Source organism: Mesorhizobium bavaricum, from assembly GCF_056781655.1.
Genome location: NZ_CM165566.1, coordinates 6,293,480 through 6,307,921, shown reverse-complemented (window position 1 = coordinate 6,307,921; position 14,442 = coordinate 6,293,480). Strand labels below are relative to the sequence as shown.

Annotated in this window: 13 protein-coding genes; 8 read left to right on the top strand and 5 right to left on the bottom strand. The window is 63.5% G+C overall.

What is annotated here, in order from left to right; all coding sequences use genetic code 11:
* Window positions 1–3: 3 nt before the first annotated feature.
* The 3 genes from AC1RZR_RS30680 to AC1RZR_RS30670 form a co-directional block, all read right to left on the bottom strand.
* A complete protein-coding gene (locus tag AC1RZR_RS30680) occupies window positions 4–528 on the bottom strand; it encodes a ubiquinone biosynthesis methyltransferase UbiE (protein WP_481826960.1) in 525 nt (174 codons plus the stop codon).
* A gap of 59 nt (window positions 529–587) precedes the next feature.
* Window positions 588–2,297: a putative bifunctional diguanylate cyclase/phosphodiesterase gene (locus AC1RZR_RS30675; protein ID WP_481829155.1), complete on the bottom strand. Its 1,710-nt coding sequence runs from the start codon at window positions 2,295–2,297 to the stop codon at window positions 588–590.
* 290 nt (window positions 2,298–2,587) lie between these two features.
* Entirely contained in the window at window positions 2,588–3,388 is an 801-nt protein-coding gene (locus AC1RZR_RS30670) for an IclR family transcriptional regulator (protein ID WP_477279453.1), read from the bottom strand.
* 293 nt (window positions 3,389–3,681) lie between these two features.
* Between AC1RZR_RS30670 and AC1RZR_RS30665 the strand changes: the two genes are divergently transcribed.
* From AC1RZR_RS30665 to AC1RZR_RS30650, 4 genes are read left to right on the top strand one after another with little or no spacing between them, the layout of a single operon-like run.
* Window positions 3,682–4,683, top strand: a complete 1,002-nt coding sequence (locus AC1RZR_RS30665; protein ID WP_481829154.1) for an ABC transporter substrate-binding protein — start codon at window positions 3,682–3,684, stop codon at window positions 4,681–4,683.
* Between the two features lie 27 nt (window positions 4,684–4,710).
* Window positions 4,711–6,210 (top strand): sugar ABC transporter ATP-binding protein, encoded by a 1,500-nt coding sequence (locus AC1RZR_RS30660; RefSeq protein ID WP_481826959.1) that lies wholly within the window; start codon window positions 4,711–4,713, stop codon window positions 6,208–6,210.
* Window positions 6,207–7,172, top strand: a complete 966-nt coding sequence (locus AC1RZR_RS30655; protein WP_481826958.1) for an ABC transporter permease — start codon at window positions 6,207–6,209, stop codon at window positions 7,170–7,172. The genes AC1RZR_RS30660 and AC1RZR_RS30655 overlap by 4 nt, the downstream gene beginning before the upstream one ends.
* A complete protein-coding gene (locus AC1RZR_RS30650; RefSeq protein ID WP_477279459.1) occupies window positions 7,169–8,140 on the top strand; it encodes an ABC transporter permease in 972 nt (323 codons plus the stop codon). The genes AC1RZR_RS30655 and AC1RZR_RS30650 overlap by 4 nt, the downstream gene beginning before the upstream one ends.
* Here the strand turns inward: AC1RZR_RS30650 and AC1RZR_RS30645 are convergent.
* The gene (locus AC1RZR_RS30645) at window positions 8,114–9,055 is read right to left on the bottom strand and encodes an amidohydrolase family protein (protein WP_481826957.1); all 942 of its coding nucleotides are present in this window, start codon (window positions 9,053–9,055) and stop codon (window positions 8,114–8,116) included. The two genes, AC1RZR_RS30650 and AC1RZR_RS30645, sit on opposite strands and share 27 nt — an antisense overlap.
* 76 nt (window positions 9,056–9,131) lie before the next feature.
* On the opposite strand from AC1RZR_RS30645, the gene AC1RZR_RS30640 reads away from it, so the two are divergent.
* From AC1RZR_RS30640 to AC1RZR_RS30625, 4 genes are read left to right on the top strand one after another with little or no spacing between them, the layout of a single operon-like run.
* Window positions 9,132–10,457 (top strand): alanine racemase, encoded by a 1,326-nt coding sequence (locus tag AC1RZR_RS30640; RefSeq protein ID WP_481826956.1) that lies wholly within the window; start codon window positions 9,132–9,134, stop codon window positions 10,455–10,457.
* A gap of 48 nt (window positions 10,458–10,505) precedes the next feature.
* Window positions 10,506–10,850: a RidA family protein gene (locus AC1RZR_RS30635; RefSeq protein WP_477279465.1), complete on the top strand. Its 345-nt coding sequence runs from the start codon at window positions 10,506–10,508 to the stop codon at window positions 10,848–10,850.
* A 3-nt stretch (window positions 10,851–10,853) separates the two neighbouring features.
* Complete coding sequence (locus AC1RZR_RS30630) at window positions 10,854–11,864, top strand: succinylglutamate desuccinylase/aspartoacylase family protein (protein WP_481826955.1); 1,011 nt, start codon at window positions 10,854–10,856, stop codon at window positions 11,862–11,864.
* Window positions 11,865–11,914: 50 nt separating this feature from the next.
* Complete coding sequence (locus AC1RZR_RS30625; RefSeq protein WP_481826954.1) at window positions 11,915–13,096, top strand: hypothetical protein; 1,182 nt, start codon at window positions 11,915–11,917, stop codon at window positions 13,094–13,096.
* 265 nt (window positions 13,097–13,361) lie between these two features.
* Here AC1RZR_RS30625 and AC1RZR_RS30620 read toward each other — a convergent pair whose 3' ends face one another.
* Complete coding sequence (locus tag AC1RZR_RS30620) at window positions 13,362–14,333, bottom strand: hypothetical protein (RefSeq protein WP_481826953.1); 972 nt, start codon at window positions 14,331–14,333, stop codon at window positions 13,362–13,364.
* Between the last annotated feature and the right edge of the window lie 109 nt (window positions 14,334–14,442).

The following is a 14,442-nucleotide window of genomic DNA, read 5'->3' as shown; positions in this document are numbered from 1 at the left end:
GGGTCAATTTGCCTGGCCCTCGATGGGAAGGTCCACCACAAGCGTAATAGCACCAGCGTCGGCTTCTTTGCCGAGCCGCAGTGTGGCGTTATAGTCGATAGCCAGTTCAAAGAGCACCACTTCCGGGCTCGGCGCGAGGTCCTCGGAAAGCGAGTTGCGGTATCGCTCCCGAGCCTCGGGGGCTCCGACCCGCAATAAGGCGTCCTTGTAAAATTGTCGCTCGTCGGGCGTGCAGGGGAATATCAATTCAACCCTATCCGTCTTGCCATGACGAGACACCCTGCACACGAAGCCGCCGGCGGGATGTCGCGTACGGAAGGTAACCTCCAGCAATTCATTGAGCGCCGAAGAGAAGAGATTTGAATGCAGCACCGAGTCAGTTCGGTTGTGGCTGATCACGCGCGCCAAGTAAGTCGCTATGTGATCGCAATGGAACCAAGCCGAGAGGAAAGCTTTGATTTCCATATCGATCTGGATCATGGGCTCGAAGGCCGCTTCGGCAACGACACTCTGCGAAGCAACATTCATGGGCTTTTCCTCGCTTACTTCCATTTTGCACGGACCGGGTACTACTAAACGCGTCCGCCTTAGTCGCCGCTCGAACCCAGTCTCGCGCCAACGTCGCGGCCTTGGTTCTGGAGGCTGGACCGTCCGATCTCGTCCTCCCACGCCAAGACCGGTTCCAGCGGCGTCCGCCTGATGAAATCAAGCGTCGCCTCGCCCCCCATCGGCCGCCCAAGAAAATGGCCCTGGAGACGATCGCAGTCGTGCTCGATCAGCCACTGTGCCTGTCCCCGCGTCTCGACTCCCTCGGCGGTGACGCTTATTCCCAGACCGTGTGCCAAGCCGATGATGGACTGCACGATCGTCTGACTTTTCCAATCTGTCTCCAGCTCATCAATGAAGTACTGGTCTATCTTTAAACTATCGAAGGGGAAGTTCTTCAGATAACCCAATGACGAGTAGTGGGTACCGAAGTCGTCGAGTGAGATCCTTATCCCCAAGACGTTCAGAGTATTGAGCGTATCGAGGTTGTCGGTGGTCTGCTCGAGAAGGACGGTCTCAGTTATCTCGAGCTCGAGCCGCTCGGCTCGGATTCCCACGCTATCGACGATCTGGGCAACCGTGTCCGTGAGCGAGCCGCTCAGGAACTGCACCGGCGACAGATTCACCGCGACTGTTAGGGCGGAAGGCCACGTCGTGGCCTGGCGGCAGGCTTCCTCAAGTACCCACCGTCCAATCTCGTCCATAAGGCCGTCAGCTTCAGCGATCGGGATGAACACGCTCGGAGGAATGATTCCGATTTCGGGGTGACGCCACCGCACAAGTGCTTCAAAGCCCACCACTGACGAGTGTGGGCGAACGAGCGGCTGATATTCGAGATAGAGTTCGCCCCTTTCCAGCGCCGTTCGCAAGCTGCGCCTTAGATTCTCGCGCTGTTCCAGCAGGAGCGCCATCGAACGGTTAAAAATTCGGGCGCAGCCGCGCCCATCTCTCTTGGCCGCGTAGAGAGCGATGTCCGCGGCCTTCATCAACTGCTCGCTCTCCGTCCCGTGCTCCGGTCCGAATGCGACACCAATGCTCGCGCCGACGAAGACGGGGATGCCGTTGATGATGAACGGCGCCTTGAGTGCGTCGATCAACGACCCGGCGAGGAGCGCGGCATCAGCAGGCTGTTGCTTTCCCGACTGGATGACGGCGAACTCGTCTCCGGCATACCGGTACGCAGATTCACCGACTTGCAGCGCGTCCCGGATCCGGTTTGCCGCGAGTTGGAGCAAGGTATCGCCGGCCCCATGGCCGAGGGTGTCATTGACAGCTTTGAAGTCATCAAGGTCGATCTGCAGGAGGGCGGCCTTTTCCGTTGATCCGTCGACCTTTGACAAAACCTGTTGCAGATCCTCGCTAAACCGCCGCCGGTTCTGCAGGCCGGTCAACACGTCGTGGGTCGCCCGATGCAGAAGTGTCACACGCTCTGCCTCCTCCGCGGCGGACCGTCCAGCGTAATCCGCTGCTATGGATTCGCTGATTCCGATCCCATCCGCCGCGCGGAATACGAATACGGACCTGGGCGCCTCGCCGCCCGACGGGGGCAGGTCGACGCTTGTCTGAGCGCCGCCGCTGAGCACACGATCAAGCTCATGGCGAAGCTTGGAATCAAGAAAGCCAGGATAGACGTCCCAGACCCTGGCGCCGGCTTTTACGGCGCGGCCGTGGACACTTTTCAACTTTGCCGCGTAGTGTGTCAGGCGAAAGTTGCTGTCATAGAAAGACACTAAGTCAGTCGTGCTCGCCAAAAAATCAGCGAGACGTAATTCGCTCGCAGAAGAAAGATAGTTCGAGGAAAGCTGTTCCCCGTTCTCTTCCAGCACTTTGGAACGTGAGAACCAACTCCATAGGCGCGACAAGTCCGCATCTCCTTGGCGCTATCGTGCGATAAGATAGCACAAACTTGGGAGCGGTTGCAAACCTCATGGTCTATCCTAATCGGATTGCGGCCCTTTCCGACGCCGCGCGTCCAACCTGGCGCGCTTGCTCGCCTAGCGTCTGCCGGCTTTGGCGGAATCAGACGCCTGACGATCGATCTTCAGCCTCCTGCGAGCGACAACCCTCGGGCGCGCTCGCGCAGAAGCGCAAGCAGTTCGTTGCGCCGCGGCTCCGGCGTGTCGACAGGCAGCACGAAGCACAAGGTCCTGTTGATGGCGCCGTGGCCATCTTGGATGGGCGCTGCCATGCACCAGGTGAAGCGGTCGGCCAGGGCGGCGGTCTCGCTGAAACCCTGCCGATGCGCCAGGGCGACATCGGCAAAGAACTCGGCGGGTGAAATGATGCGGCCGTCGGGAAGCTTGTAGTCGCCGGGCGGAATGAAGTTCTTCAGTTCCTGCTCGCTCATATGGCCGAGCAGCAGCCGCCCGGACGCCGTCCACGGGATCGGGACCTCGACGCCAACATCGCTTGAAATCCGGAACGGGCCGGGCGAGTCGCGGCAATCGAGGACGACGTATTTGTTACCGCGCAGACCGCATAGCTGGACGGTTTCGCCGGTCTCCGCGGCCAGCCTGTCCAGGGTTTCGATGATGCGCCGGTAGTGGGCGTTGTGATGCGAGTAGGCCCAGCCGAACAGATGCATCGCCCGCCCGAAATAGACGTAGCCTTCCGTGCCGACGTTCTCGAGCATTTCGGCTTCAAGTAGGCTGTTGACGATTTCGTAGGTGGTTGAACGCGGCGCGCCAATCATTTTGGCCATGTCGCCGACGCGCATCGGCGCACGGTGGCGCAACAGGGCTTCAAGCAGCGTGATGACGCGATCGATGCCGCGGCGGCGTTCGCCATTGCGCGGTTCTGCGCCGGCTTCCTTTTCGATCACATCAGTATCGCCGTCGCTCATGTCAGCCGCATCCATCCAAAAATCAGTTCGGTCCTCGTCTCAAGACGCTTGAAAGATGTCAAGGCGCGGTCTAGCATCCATTTTGTCCGATATACAGACACATTGTCTGAAATACCAGACAAACTAACGAGCCTGACGCAGAAAGTCCCGACGAGAACAGACGGTTTCCGAGGCTCGGCAACCGGCGGGTTTCTTCGTCCCGATGCCGCACGTCGAGGCCACAACCTCAGAAGGGAACAGTCATGATGAAATCGTCGTTCTTTACATCCGCCAGCGCCCTTTGCCTCGGTCTCATGCTGAGCCTGGGCGCCGGTTCGCAGGCCAGCGCCGCCGCAAACTGCATCAAGGGCGACCGCAAGGCGCCGTACACGATCGGCTGGGCCAATATCTATTCCGTGCCGACCTGGATGAAGCAGACGCAAGGTACGATCGAAGCCGAAGTCGAAACCCTGAAGAAGCAAGGGCTGGTCGACAAGCTCGTCGTGACCGACGCTCAGGGCGACGCCAATGTCCAGATCCAGCAGATCCAGTCGATGATCGACTCCGACGTCGACGCCATCATCCTGATTGCCGGTTCGTCGACCGCGCCGGCACGCGTGCTGGCCGACGCCTGCGCCAAGGGCATCGCCATCATCAACTTCGACAGCCTCGTCGATACCGACAAGGTCACCGCCAAGGTCAACACCGATTCCTCCCAGTGGGGCGACCAGGCGGCCAAGTTCCTGATCGACGCCATCGGCGGCAAGGGCAAGATCCTCATCCTCAACGGCCCTGCTGGCGTTTCGGTCAGCGATGACAGGCGCAAAGGCGCCGACGCCGAGCTCAAGTCCCATCCCGACGTGACGGTCCTTGCCGAGACCAACACGCCCTACAATGTCGCGCCGGCCCAGGAAGCCGTCACCAGCCTGCTCTTCGCCAACCCCGAGATCGACGGCATCCTGTCGCTTGGCGGCGCCCTGTCTGCCGGTGCCGTACTCGCCCTCGACAAGCAGGGCCGCGACCAGGTGCCGATCACTGGCGAGAACGCCCGTCAGTTCCTCGAACTGTGGAAGGAAAAGGGCCTGAAGAGCTGGGCTACCATGCAGCCGAACTGGCTCGGCGCCTTCGCCACCTACACCGCCGTCCAGGCGCTGGAAGGCAAGGACGTGCCGGCTTTCGTCAAGATCCCGCTGCCGGTGATCGACAATTCCAACATCGACGAATACCTCGCCCGGGCCAAGGATTTCCCGGCTGACGGTTACATCTATTCGCCTTACGATGAAGAGCTGTTCAAGAAGCTGCTGGCTCAGAAATAAGCCTGAAGGGTTGTAGCATTGACAACCATGGCTCCGCTGCTCGCGGCGCGGGGGGTGTCGAAGTCCTTCTTCGGCAACCCCGTCCTTCGCGACGTTTCCATCGCTCTCCAGCCGGGCCGCGTGCATGCGCTGCTCGGCGAGAACGGTGCTGGAAAGTCGACGCTGATCAACCTCTTGTCTGGCGCCTTGCGCCCGGACGGCGGCACCATTGAGGTCGATGGCCTCGCGGTTTCGCGCATGACCCCTGCCCATGCGCGGCAGGCCGGGATTGCCGTCGTCCAGCAGGAGCTCAGCCTGACGGCCAGTCTCTCCATCGCCGAAAACATCGGCCTCGGCGCCTATCCCAAGCGGTTCGGCCTGATCGACTACAACGAGCTTGCCGCGCGGGCGCGGGCGGCGTGCGATCTTGTCGGGCTGCACGAGCCGCTGTCGACCCCGGTCGGACATCTGTCGCTCGGCCGCCGGCAGATGGTGGAGATCGCCAAGGCGCTCTACCGCAACCCGCGCGTGCTCATTCTCGACGAGCCGACATCGTCGTTGTCGGCAACTGAAACAAAAATCCTGACCGATCTGCTGGAGCGGCTGCGGGGCGAGGGCATCGCCATTCTCTACATCTCGCACCGGCTGAACGAAGTCATGACGCTGTGCCAGCATGTCACCGTGCTGAAGGACGGCACCTGCACGGCCGACCGCAGCCTGGTAGGAACCGATGCCGCCGGGCTGGTTCGGCTGATGGTCGGCCGCGACCCCGGTGACCTTTTTCCCCGATGGCAGCCTTCGGCATCACCCACCAACGCCATCTCTGTTCGAAATTTTTCGGCCGGCCTGATGCGCGGCGTCGATCTGGATATCAAGACGGGCGAGGTGCTCGGGATCGGCGGCCTGGTCGGGCAAGGGCAGGAAGATCTGCTGCTCGGCCTCTACGGCGCCATTCCGGCACGGACGGCATCGGCGACCGTCAATGGCGCCACCGGCCTGCCGGGCGGCGTGCCGAAAGCCAACACGGCCGGCCTCGCCTATGTGCCGGCCGACCGCAAGCGTGAAGGCCTGCACCTGATCCATCCCATCATCACCAACATGATGCTGCCCGCCTTCGCCAGGCTGCCGGCGCTAAAGCTGCGCAGCCGCCGCGCCGAGCGCGAGACAGCAAGAGGCCTTGCCGCCCAGCTCGGTATCAAGGGCGATCTCGCCCGGGTGGCGCAGGCCCTCTCGGGAGGCAACCAGCAGAAAGTGGCGCTGGCGAAATGGATGCCGCACGACCCGCTCGTGCTTCTCCTCAACGATCCGACACGCGGCGTCGATGTCGAAACCAAACGTGAAATCTACATGATGCTTCGCAACTTCGCCGCCGCCGGCAAGGCGGTCGTGCTTCTCAGTTCCGATACGCCCGAACTGGTGCATCTCTGCGACCGCGTCGCCGTGGTTCGCGAAGGCCGCATCGTCGCCATGCTCGAGCGTGGGGCACTGAGCGAAGAAGCCATCGTTTCGGCCGCGATGGGCGCGGAACAGCAGAAGGTCGCGGCATGAACACACCTCTTTCCGCAACGCAGGCAGGCGTGCTCTACTGGCCGGTGCAATTGCGCCGCAATGTCGGCGTGCGCAGCCTGTTCGCCGTCGTCCTGGTGTTTCTCGTCGCCTATGGCGTCCTTTTCCCAGGCCTCTTCACGGCATCCGGCTTCGCCAAATTCACCCAGAGCTGGTTTCCGCTGGCACTGGTCGCCATGGCGCAGGCGATCCTGATGCTCACCGGCGGCATCAGCCTAGCCATCGGCGCGACCGTCAGCCTGGGCGCGGTCATCGCCGCCACGACGATGGCCGGGCCACTGGGCGTCGCCGGCGGTACCGCCGTAGTGGCGCTGACCGGCCTCGGCATTGGTGCTGCGACCGGCTTCATCGTGGTGAAGCTTCGCCTGCCGGCGATCGTGGTGACGCTTGCCGGGTCCTTCATTATCGGCGGCGCGGCACTGCTCATCCTGCCGAGGCCGGGCGGCGCCATTCCCGCGTGGCTGTCCGACCTGCTTGCCGGCGACACGCCTGCGGCATTCGTGCTCCTGGTGCTCATCGTTGCCCTGTGGAAGATCTACCTCGCCACGCCGCTTGGCTTGAGCCTCTATGCCGCAGGCGAGAATCCGGTCGGCGCCTATCGCTCCGGAGTGCCCGTCGATGGCGCGCGCATCGCTGCCTACGCAATCAGCGGTCTGCTTTCCACCGGTGCCGGCCTGTTCGTCGCCGCGCAGACCGGTTCGGGCGACCCGGTGATCGGCACAGCCTTCACGCTGAACTCGATTGCCGCCGCGGTGCTCGGCGGCATCGGCTTCCTCGGCGGCCATGGCACGATGCGCGGCGCGCTTGCCGGCAGCCTGCTGCTCAGCCTGATGATCAGCGTCATGTTCTTCCTCGGCTTCACGCCGGTCGCCCAGTATGTCGCCCAGGGCCTCATCATCATCGGGGCGGTCGCCATCCCGCAATTCCGCAAGGTGCAGCAATGACAGCATGGAAAGAAAGCGCGGGCGGCAAACGTGCCTTGACGGTCCTGCGCAGCCGGCCATTCCTCACCGTTGCCATCGTTGCCGCAGTCTGGATCGTGGCGAGCTTCGCGTCACGCGGCTTCGGCGCCTACGGCCATCTCCGCTACCTGATCGAGCTCGGCGCCGTCATCGGCCTGGTTGCCGCGGGCCAGACCTTCGTGGTGATCGCCGGCGGCATCGACCTTTCGGTCGCGGCGATCGTTACGGTCAGCGCCGTCAGCCTGCCGCTTCTGTCATGGCAGGCGGATGCAACCGGCCTCACCGCCATCCTCGCCGTTCTCTTGTTGACGACGGCAATCGGTCTGGTCAACGGGCTGGGGGTGGCCCTGCTGCGCGTCCACCCGATGATCATGACTCTGGCCATGGCGACCTTCTTGCAGGGCCTGCTGATCATTATCGCCGGCGGCAGCGCGGTGACTGCCGAGAATCCGCTGGTCCACTGGCTCGGCAATGCGCGGCCGGCCGGTATTCCGGCCGGCGTGCTTTTGTGGGTGGCTGTATCCGTGATCGTGCTGACCACGATGCATGCCACGTCGCTCGGTGCCCGGATCTTCGCCATGGGCGCCAATCCGCTCGCCGCTGCCCTGTCCGGGGTCCCGGTCACGTCCACGACGCTCGCCGTCTACGGCATCAGCGGTTTCTGTTCGGGGCTTGCGGGCGTGCTGGTCCTCGGCATGAACGGACAGGGTTATGTCGGGATCGGCGATCCGTACCTGCTCGCCTCGATTGCCGCCGTGGTGCTTGGCGGCACCTCGATCCTCGGCGGGCTCGGCACCTATGCCGGTACCATTCCAGGCGCCGTCCTTCTGGTCACCATCACTGCGCTGATCACCGTCGTCAATGCATCGCCCGGCTGGCGCAGCATCCTGTTCGGCTCGCTGATCCTGGGTCTGCTGCTTCTCTCAGGCCGGGAGCAGGCGCGCCGATGATACATCGTCCAGCCGGTAGATGCTTCTGGCGTTGCCGAAGAACAGCGCCGTCTGCTCGTCCGCGGAAAAGTTCCCCGCAATGGTTTTGAAACTGTCGTATATGTCATCGAACGACGCATGCAGGCTGGCGACCGGGAAGTCGCTGCCAAACATGGCGCGGTCGCTGCCGAAGCAGTCGATGCAATGCAGGACGACCGGCCGCAGGCTGTCGAGCGTCCAGTGATGATCATAGGCAACCAGGTCCGAAATCTTGATGGCGACGTTCTGGTGTTGCGCCAGGGCGCGCAGCCCCTCGCGCCAGAGCCGCATTCCGTCCGCATCGCGGTGGATCGGGCTGCCGCAATGGTTGAGGACGAATTGCTGGCTCGGAAAGGCCGCCGCAAGGCGGGTGGCATCGCCGAACTGGCGCGGGAACACCATCATGTCGAAGGCGAGCCGGTGATGGCGAAGCAAGGCAAGGCCGGCGCGCCATGCCGGCTCGTCCATGATGCCGTCGCGGGCGGCGAAACGCCTGGCGGGATCAGGGTCCCAGCTCAATATGTCGCGCACGCCAACGGTGCGATCGAAGGCGGCTTGCGCCTCGATCAGTGCAGCCGCCTCGGGGCTTGCCAGTGGCACGTGGACGACATAGCGGGCCGCCACGCCTTGCGACTTGTCGAGTGTCTCCAACCATCGCGTCTCGCCGACGCTGTCATTGCTCGCCCAGCCGGCTTCGACATGCACGGTGGCAACGACATTGTGCCTGACGGCGTCGCGCGCATAATCCTCAGGCAGATAGTTACGCCTCAGCGGACCAAGCTCGCCCAGTCCGCCGCGCTCGCCGGCCGTGGCGGCGAGCCAGGGATGCCGGCCGAGGCCGAGATCCCAAAGATGATGGTGGGCGTCGATGATCGGTCCGGAGTAGGGTTCTGGCACGCGTGCCTCTCATGCTGTGACCGGCCATCAGTATCAATTCCGGCCGGTTCTGCGACGGCGAAAGGGTTAGCATCGGATGACTGAAAACTCACCAGTCCCGCCGCTTGGCGTGCGCGAAAATTTTCGGCTCGACGACCGCATCCGCGGCGTGCCTCCCGGCACAATCGGGCTGGACAGCAGCCTTGTTGCAGCCGAGCGCTGGCATCCAGCCGGTGGACGCATGTCGTTGCCGGTGTTGACCCTTGACGAGGCGGCCTTCGCCGTCAACCGTGACCTGTTCCTGCGCTACGCGCGCGAACAGGGCGTTGCAGTCGCGCCGCATGCCAAGACGCCGATGGCGCCCGACCTCGCCCGCTCGCTGGTCGAGGCCGGAGCCTGGGGCACGACGGTCGCCGATATTCGGCAGGCCACGGTGATGCTCAAGGCCGGTCTTTCCCGCTTGATCATCGCCAACGAGGTTGGCGGTAGCGGCGGTGCAAGCCGCCTGGCAACGCTCGCCGGTGCCTGGCCGAATGCCGAGCTTTTCGTGTTTGCCGACTCGGTCGATGCCGTCAATGCACTGGCCGGAGCCTGGCGTGCCAATGCGGCGCTCGCTCCCTTGCGCGTACTGGTAGAACTGGGCGCGGGCAGGGCGGGCGCCCGCACCACCGCGCAAGCCGAGGCCATCGCCGATGCGATCGCGGCTGCCGATGGGCGGCTGCTGATCGCCGGCGTCGCGACCTATGAAGGTGCTGCGGCGCAACCCGACCCCGGCCGCACCGACGCGGTGATATCAGAGCTGCTGGCGATGATGTCGGACATGTTCCTGCGGCTGCGCGCGCGCCTTGGCGGCGAGGCGCCGCTGGTCGTCACGGCCGGCGGTTCGGTCTTCTTCGACAAGGTTGTCGCCGCGCTGTCCCTCGACGTTTCGCGCGACGGCAACGCGACGCTGGTGCTGCGCAGCGGCGCCATCTTCTTCCATGATCATGGCACCTACGACCGTTCGCTTGGCGCGCTCGATGGCCGCCGGGGTTTTGCCGTAGGCGGTGTCGAAGCGTCGGCACGACATTCGTTCCATCCGGCGTTGCGCCTGTGGGCCGAAGTGCTGTCGCGGCCGGAGCCCGGCCTCGTCATCTGCGGCATGGGCATGCGCGACGTTTCGTTCGATCAGGGCTTTCCAACGCCGTTGACGACCTTCCGCGCTGGCAAGCCGCTGCCTGCGCCGGCCGTGCGCGCCGAGGTGGTCAAACTCAACGACCAGCATGCCTTCCTGTCTGTTGCAGAAAGCGACGATATCGCTGTCGGCGACGTCGTCGAGTTCGGCATTTCGCACCCCTGCACCTGCCTCGATCGTTACCGCGTGATCTTTGGCGTCGATGTGGCGGGGTACGTCCGCCACGCCTTTCCCACCTATTTTGGCTGACCAGATGTTGCTTCGGCCACCAGGAAGAGAACCTCGAAAGGATCCGATATGATCAAGTACTTCCAGTCCGGCTCACGTATGTCGCAGGCAGTCGTCTATGGCGGCCTCGTCCATATAGCGGGCCAGGTGGCCAATGACCGCAAGGCCGGCATCGAGAGCCAGACCAGCGACGTGCTGGCCAAGGTCGAGGCGCTGCTGGTCGAAGTCGGCAGCAGCAAGTCCAAGCTTGTGGCGGTCAACATCTTCCTGCCGCAGATCGGCGATTTCGAGGCCATGAACAGCGTCTACGATGCCTGGGTGGATCCACAGCGCCTGCCGGCGCGCGCCTGCGTCGAAGCGCGCCTCGCAGATCCCGATCTGCGCATTGAAATCACCGCGGTCGCGGCGGTCTAAGCCATGCACACAGGCCTTAGTCATACGCTCGATTTCGACCGGGACGGCAAGATGCTCAGCCATCTAAGCATTCCGGTCTCGATCGACCGCTCGCCCTACTTCCAGGTCAAGGTGCCGATCTGCCTCATCCACAACGGCGAGGGCCCATCGCTGCTGCTGATGGCCGGGAACCACGGCGACGAATATGAGGGCGAACTGTCGCTAGCCAAGCTGATGCGCCGGCTCGACCCCAGGCAGATCAAAGGCCGCATCACCATCCTGCCGATGGCCAATGTACCGGCGGTGATGGCCGCCAAACGCTGCTCGCCGCTCGATGGCGGGAATCTCAACCGCGCTTTCCCGGGCGACCCCTCGGGTACGCCGACAAGCCGGCTGGCGGATTTTCTGGAGAGGGACCTGTTCCCTCGCCATGACGTCGTCTTCGACATCCATTCGGGCGGCACCTCAATGGAACATCTGCCGACCGCACTTGTCGAGCGCAACATCGATCCCGACCGCCACAGTCGCGGGGTGGAGTTGATGCGGACGCTCGGCATGCCTTACGGGTTCGTGGCCGACAATGGTCAGACCTCGCCGACTTCCATGGGCGCGGCGCGGCGTGCCGGCGCCATCGGCGTCAGCGGCGAGTTCGGTGGCGGCGGCACCGCCACGGTCGATACGATGGCGATCACGGCTCGTGCGCTCGACAGTCTGATGACAGCACTTGGCGTGGTCGACGCGCCGGTTCTCGGGCCGGCGTCAAAATCTCCGGCGCCGACACAGCTGCTTTCGCTGTCGCGGCACAGCCAGGGTCTCTATGCCACAAGGCGCGGCTGGTTCGAGCCTGCGGTCACGCTGGGCGACAGCGTCAACGCTGGACAATTGGCCGGCTGGTATCACGACCTCGAACGGCTTGATGTTACGGAAGAAGCGCTGCATTTCGCCGAAAGCGGCATCGTGCTGTCGCGCCGGCTGCAAACGATGTGCGAGGCGGGCGACTGCCTCATGCAGGTCGCCGAGCCGATCGAGGGCTGACAATAACGCCATCTCCGGCCATGCGTCGGTATCAAGACTGAGGATATTCCATGCAACAACTGTCCATGTGGACCTACCCCTGGGATATCCAGGATTTGGGCCTGGAGGCGGTCGAGCGCGATCTTGTCGAGCGCGCCGGGCTCAATATGATCAGTCTCGCGACCTCATACCACGCCGGCCGATTCCTGCAGCCGCGCAGCCCGCGCCGCAAGGCCTATTTCCCGGAGGACGGCACGATCTATTTCAAGCCGACGCTATCGCGTTGGGCCGGGCTCGCTATCCAGCCGAAGCTAGCTGATGTGATCACCGAAGGCGGCGACGTGCTTGGCGATCTCGTCCGCAGGCGCGAGGCTGGCGGGCTCGGCGTTTCCAGCTGGACCGTCTGCCTGCACAACACCCGCCTCGGCATGCTTCATCCGGAGGCCGTCACCCGCAACGCCTTCGGCGATGCCAACTACTATAATTTGTGCCCATCGCATCCGGATGCGCGCGCCTATGTCCGCGCGCTGGTTGCGGATATCTCGTACAGCTACAGGCCGGACAGGATCGAACTCGAAAGCCCGTCCTTCATGGGCTTCGCCCATGAATACCATCACGAGAAGGACGGCGTCGGGCTGACGCCCGAAGACGATTTTCTGCTGTCGCTGTGCTTCTGCCCGTCCTGCCTGGCTCGCGCGGCCAGCTCGGGAGTTGATGGCGAGCCCGCGCGCAAGCTCGTCAGACAATGGATTGCAGAAACTTGCGAGCGCGCCGTGCCCGAGCGACGCTTTCCCGATTTCCCGGCCAGTGGCCTTGACGCCTTTGCACCATGGCCGGAGCTTCATGCCTATCTCAAGTGGCGGTTCGAGCCGGTGACCAGCCTGGTCGCCGAACTGCGCGAAGTGGCCGACCCTAGGACATCTGTCGTCATCATCGATCTGAAAGACGGTTGGCTTGGCGGCTGTGATCTTGCAGCACTTGGCAAGGTCTGCGACGGGGCGATCTTGTGTGCCTACGACATGCAGGCCGGCGACGTCGCCAGCCTGATGGCGGCCGGCCGCGACGCGCTTGGGGCTGAGAAATTCCTCGGTGCCGGCTACCGGCTGTTCTATCCGGAAATGGCCGGTCCCGACATCCTTGCGGCCAAGGTGAAGCCGGCGCTGTCGTCCGGTGTCGATGGCATAAATTTCTATAACTACGGCCTCGTACCCGCCGCGCGGCTCGACTGGATCGCCGCGGCCCGGCGGCGTTGAGCCCAGCACCAGCGATCCTCGACAACCAGGTGTCTGGCATCGTCGTGGAAATAGGTGCCGAGGTCACCTCGCTGAATGTTGGCGATCGGAACTCGCCCAGCGAAACAAAGCTGATGAGATCAACACCACGTTGAGCGCACCGACGGTCCAGAGATCGCGCTTCCGGCTAAGCTTTGGAAGGTTATTCAGACCACTGCAGGCTGGTTCAATGTCGAAACCGGGCCCATGCGGGCGTGCTAGTCAGTTTCGAGCGTGCTTGCGCTCTTCACTTGGCTCGTTGCGGAACGTGTAACAGGTCGCGCAAGCGCTGCGGCAGGTGCGGTGAGGCCTGCAATTCGGCACAGCTCTTTTCCCATAGCCCGAGATACTCGTCGATCGGCAGACCGGTGCGGCCGGGCCAGCGGTTGAGTGCTCCCAGCGCCTCGACGCAGTCCGGCGCGCGGTCGTATTCGGCGAGAATGGTCAGCGACATCGCCTGGGCGAATGGATTGAGCGCGGGCATCTCGATCTCGCCGCGATGGTCGCCGAACCACGCCGCGGCGTCGCGGGCGAGTCCCTGAGTGTCGGCGAGCGCGGTATAGCCTCGGATGATGTTCTCGCGATACTTGGCAATGGCATCGCCGAAAGCGTTGTCGCCGGCGAACGGCGGGTTCGCCTTCCAGTCCTTCGCGAGGCGTCCGAGGCCACGCAGGGAGAATGCTTCAACCATCGCTTCCTCGAGCCACTGGCAGGGCGGCGCCGGCTTGGCATCCGGCTGCCAGCTGTTGGCAAACACATGGCCGAGTTCGTGGCCGAACTGGTAGGCGAGCTTCGACCAGTCGCGCTCACCGATATCGACAATGATCCAGGCCATGCTGCTGCCGTCCGGATGCAGCCAGACGGCCGGCGTGCCGGAAGTGTGCTGGTCGACACGCAGCTGCGTCGGCTGGCGGTCGGAGAGCAGGCGGACGCCGTCAAGGCATGCATGCCGCATCCGCTCGACGACCTGATCAGCCGCGCCCTCGAGCATGCTGCCCCAGTCGCCGGCAAGCTCGATGGGCGCGGTGAAGAGGGTTGGCGATGGGCGGGCCTTGGCAGATTTGGGAGACATGGCAGCGTAGCCTTTCCGCGAGTGACTCAACAGAGTAGCCAAGCCAGTGGTCAATGAGACGGCAGCCAGCATGCCAAACTGTCGCCTGTTCGTCAGCTGATGCGCCTTGGTCCAAACATACATATCGAGGTACGGCCGGAGCGTCATCGGGAACTTTCTCCTGGGGTGTAGCACAACCCCACAACTATCGAACAACGCTCAAGGTGGTGTGTGAGTTGCCATGTTGCCTTCGCAGCAGCGACGTGCATTTGAATTG

What these genes read in the sequence shown, in the direction of transcription:
- AC1RZR_RS30680 (WP_481826960.1), bottom strand. Translation starts at nt 528, where the DNA reads ATGAATGTTGCTTCGCAGAGTGTCGTTGCCGAAGCGGCCTTCGAGCCC.
- AC1RZR_RS30670 (WP_477279453.1), bottom strand. Translation starts at nt 3,388, where the DNA reads ATGAGCGACGGCGATACTGATGTGATCGAAAAGGAAGCCGGCGCAGAA.
- AC1RZR_RS30630 (WP_481826955.1), top strand. Translation starts at nt 10,854, where the DNA reads ATGCACACAGGCCTTAGTCATACGCTCGATTTCGACCGGGACGGCAAG.
- AC1RZR_RS30655 (WP_481826958.1), top strand. Translation starts at nt 6,207, where the DNA reads ATGAACACACCTCTTTCCGCAACGCAGGCAGGCGTGCTCTACTGGCCG.
- AC1RZR_RS30620 (WP_481826953.1), bottom strand. Translation starts at nt 14,333, where the DNA reads ATGACGCTCCGGCCGTACCTCGATATGTATGTTTGGACCAAGGCGCAT.
- AC1RZR_RS30625 (WP_481826954.1), top strand. Translation starts at nt 11,915, where the DNA reads ATGCAACAACTGTCCATGTGGACCTACCCCTGGGATATCCAGGATTTG.
- AC1RZR_RS30640 (WP_481826956.1), top strand. Translation starts at nt 9,132, where the DNA reads ATGACTGAAAACTCACCAGTCCCGCCGCTTGGCGTGCGCGAAAATTTT.
- AC1RZR_RS30660 (WP_481826959.1), top strand. Translation starts at nt 4,711, where the DNA reads ATGGCTCCGCTGCTCGCGGCGCGGGGGGTGTCGAAGTCCTTCTTCGGC.
- AC1RZR_RS30665 (WP_481829154.1), top strand. Translation starts at nt 3,682, where the DNA reads ATGCTGAGCCTGGGCGCCGGTTCGCAGGCCAGCGCCGCCGCAAACTGC.
- AC1RZR_RS30635 (WP_477279465.1), top strand. Translation starts at nt 10,506, where the DNA reads ATGATCAAGTACTTCCAGTCCGGCTCACGTATGTCGCAGGCAGTCGTC.
- AC1RZR_RS30650 (WP_477279459.1), top strand. Translation starts at nt 7,169, where the DNA reads ATGACAGCATGGAAAGAAAGCGCGGGCGGCAAACGTGCCTTGACGGTC.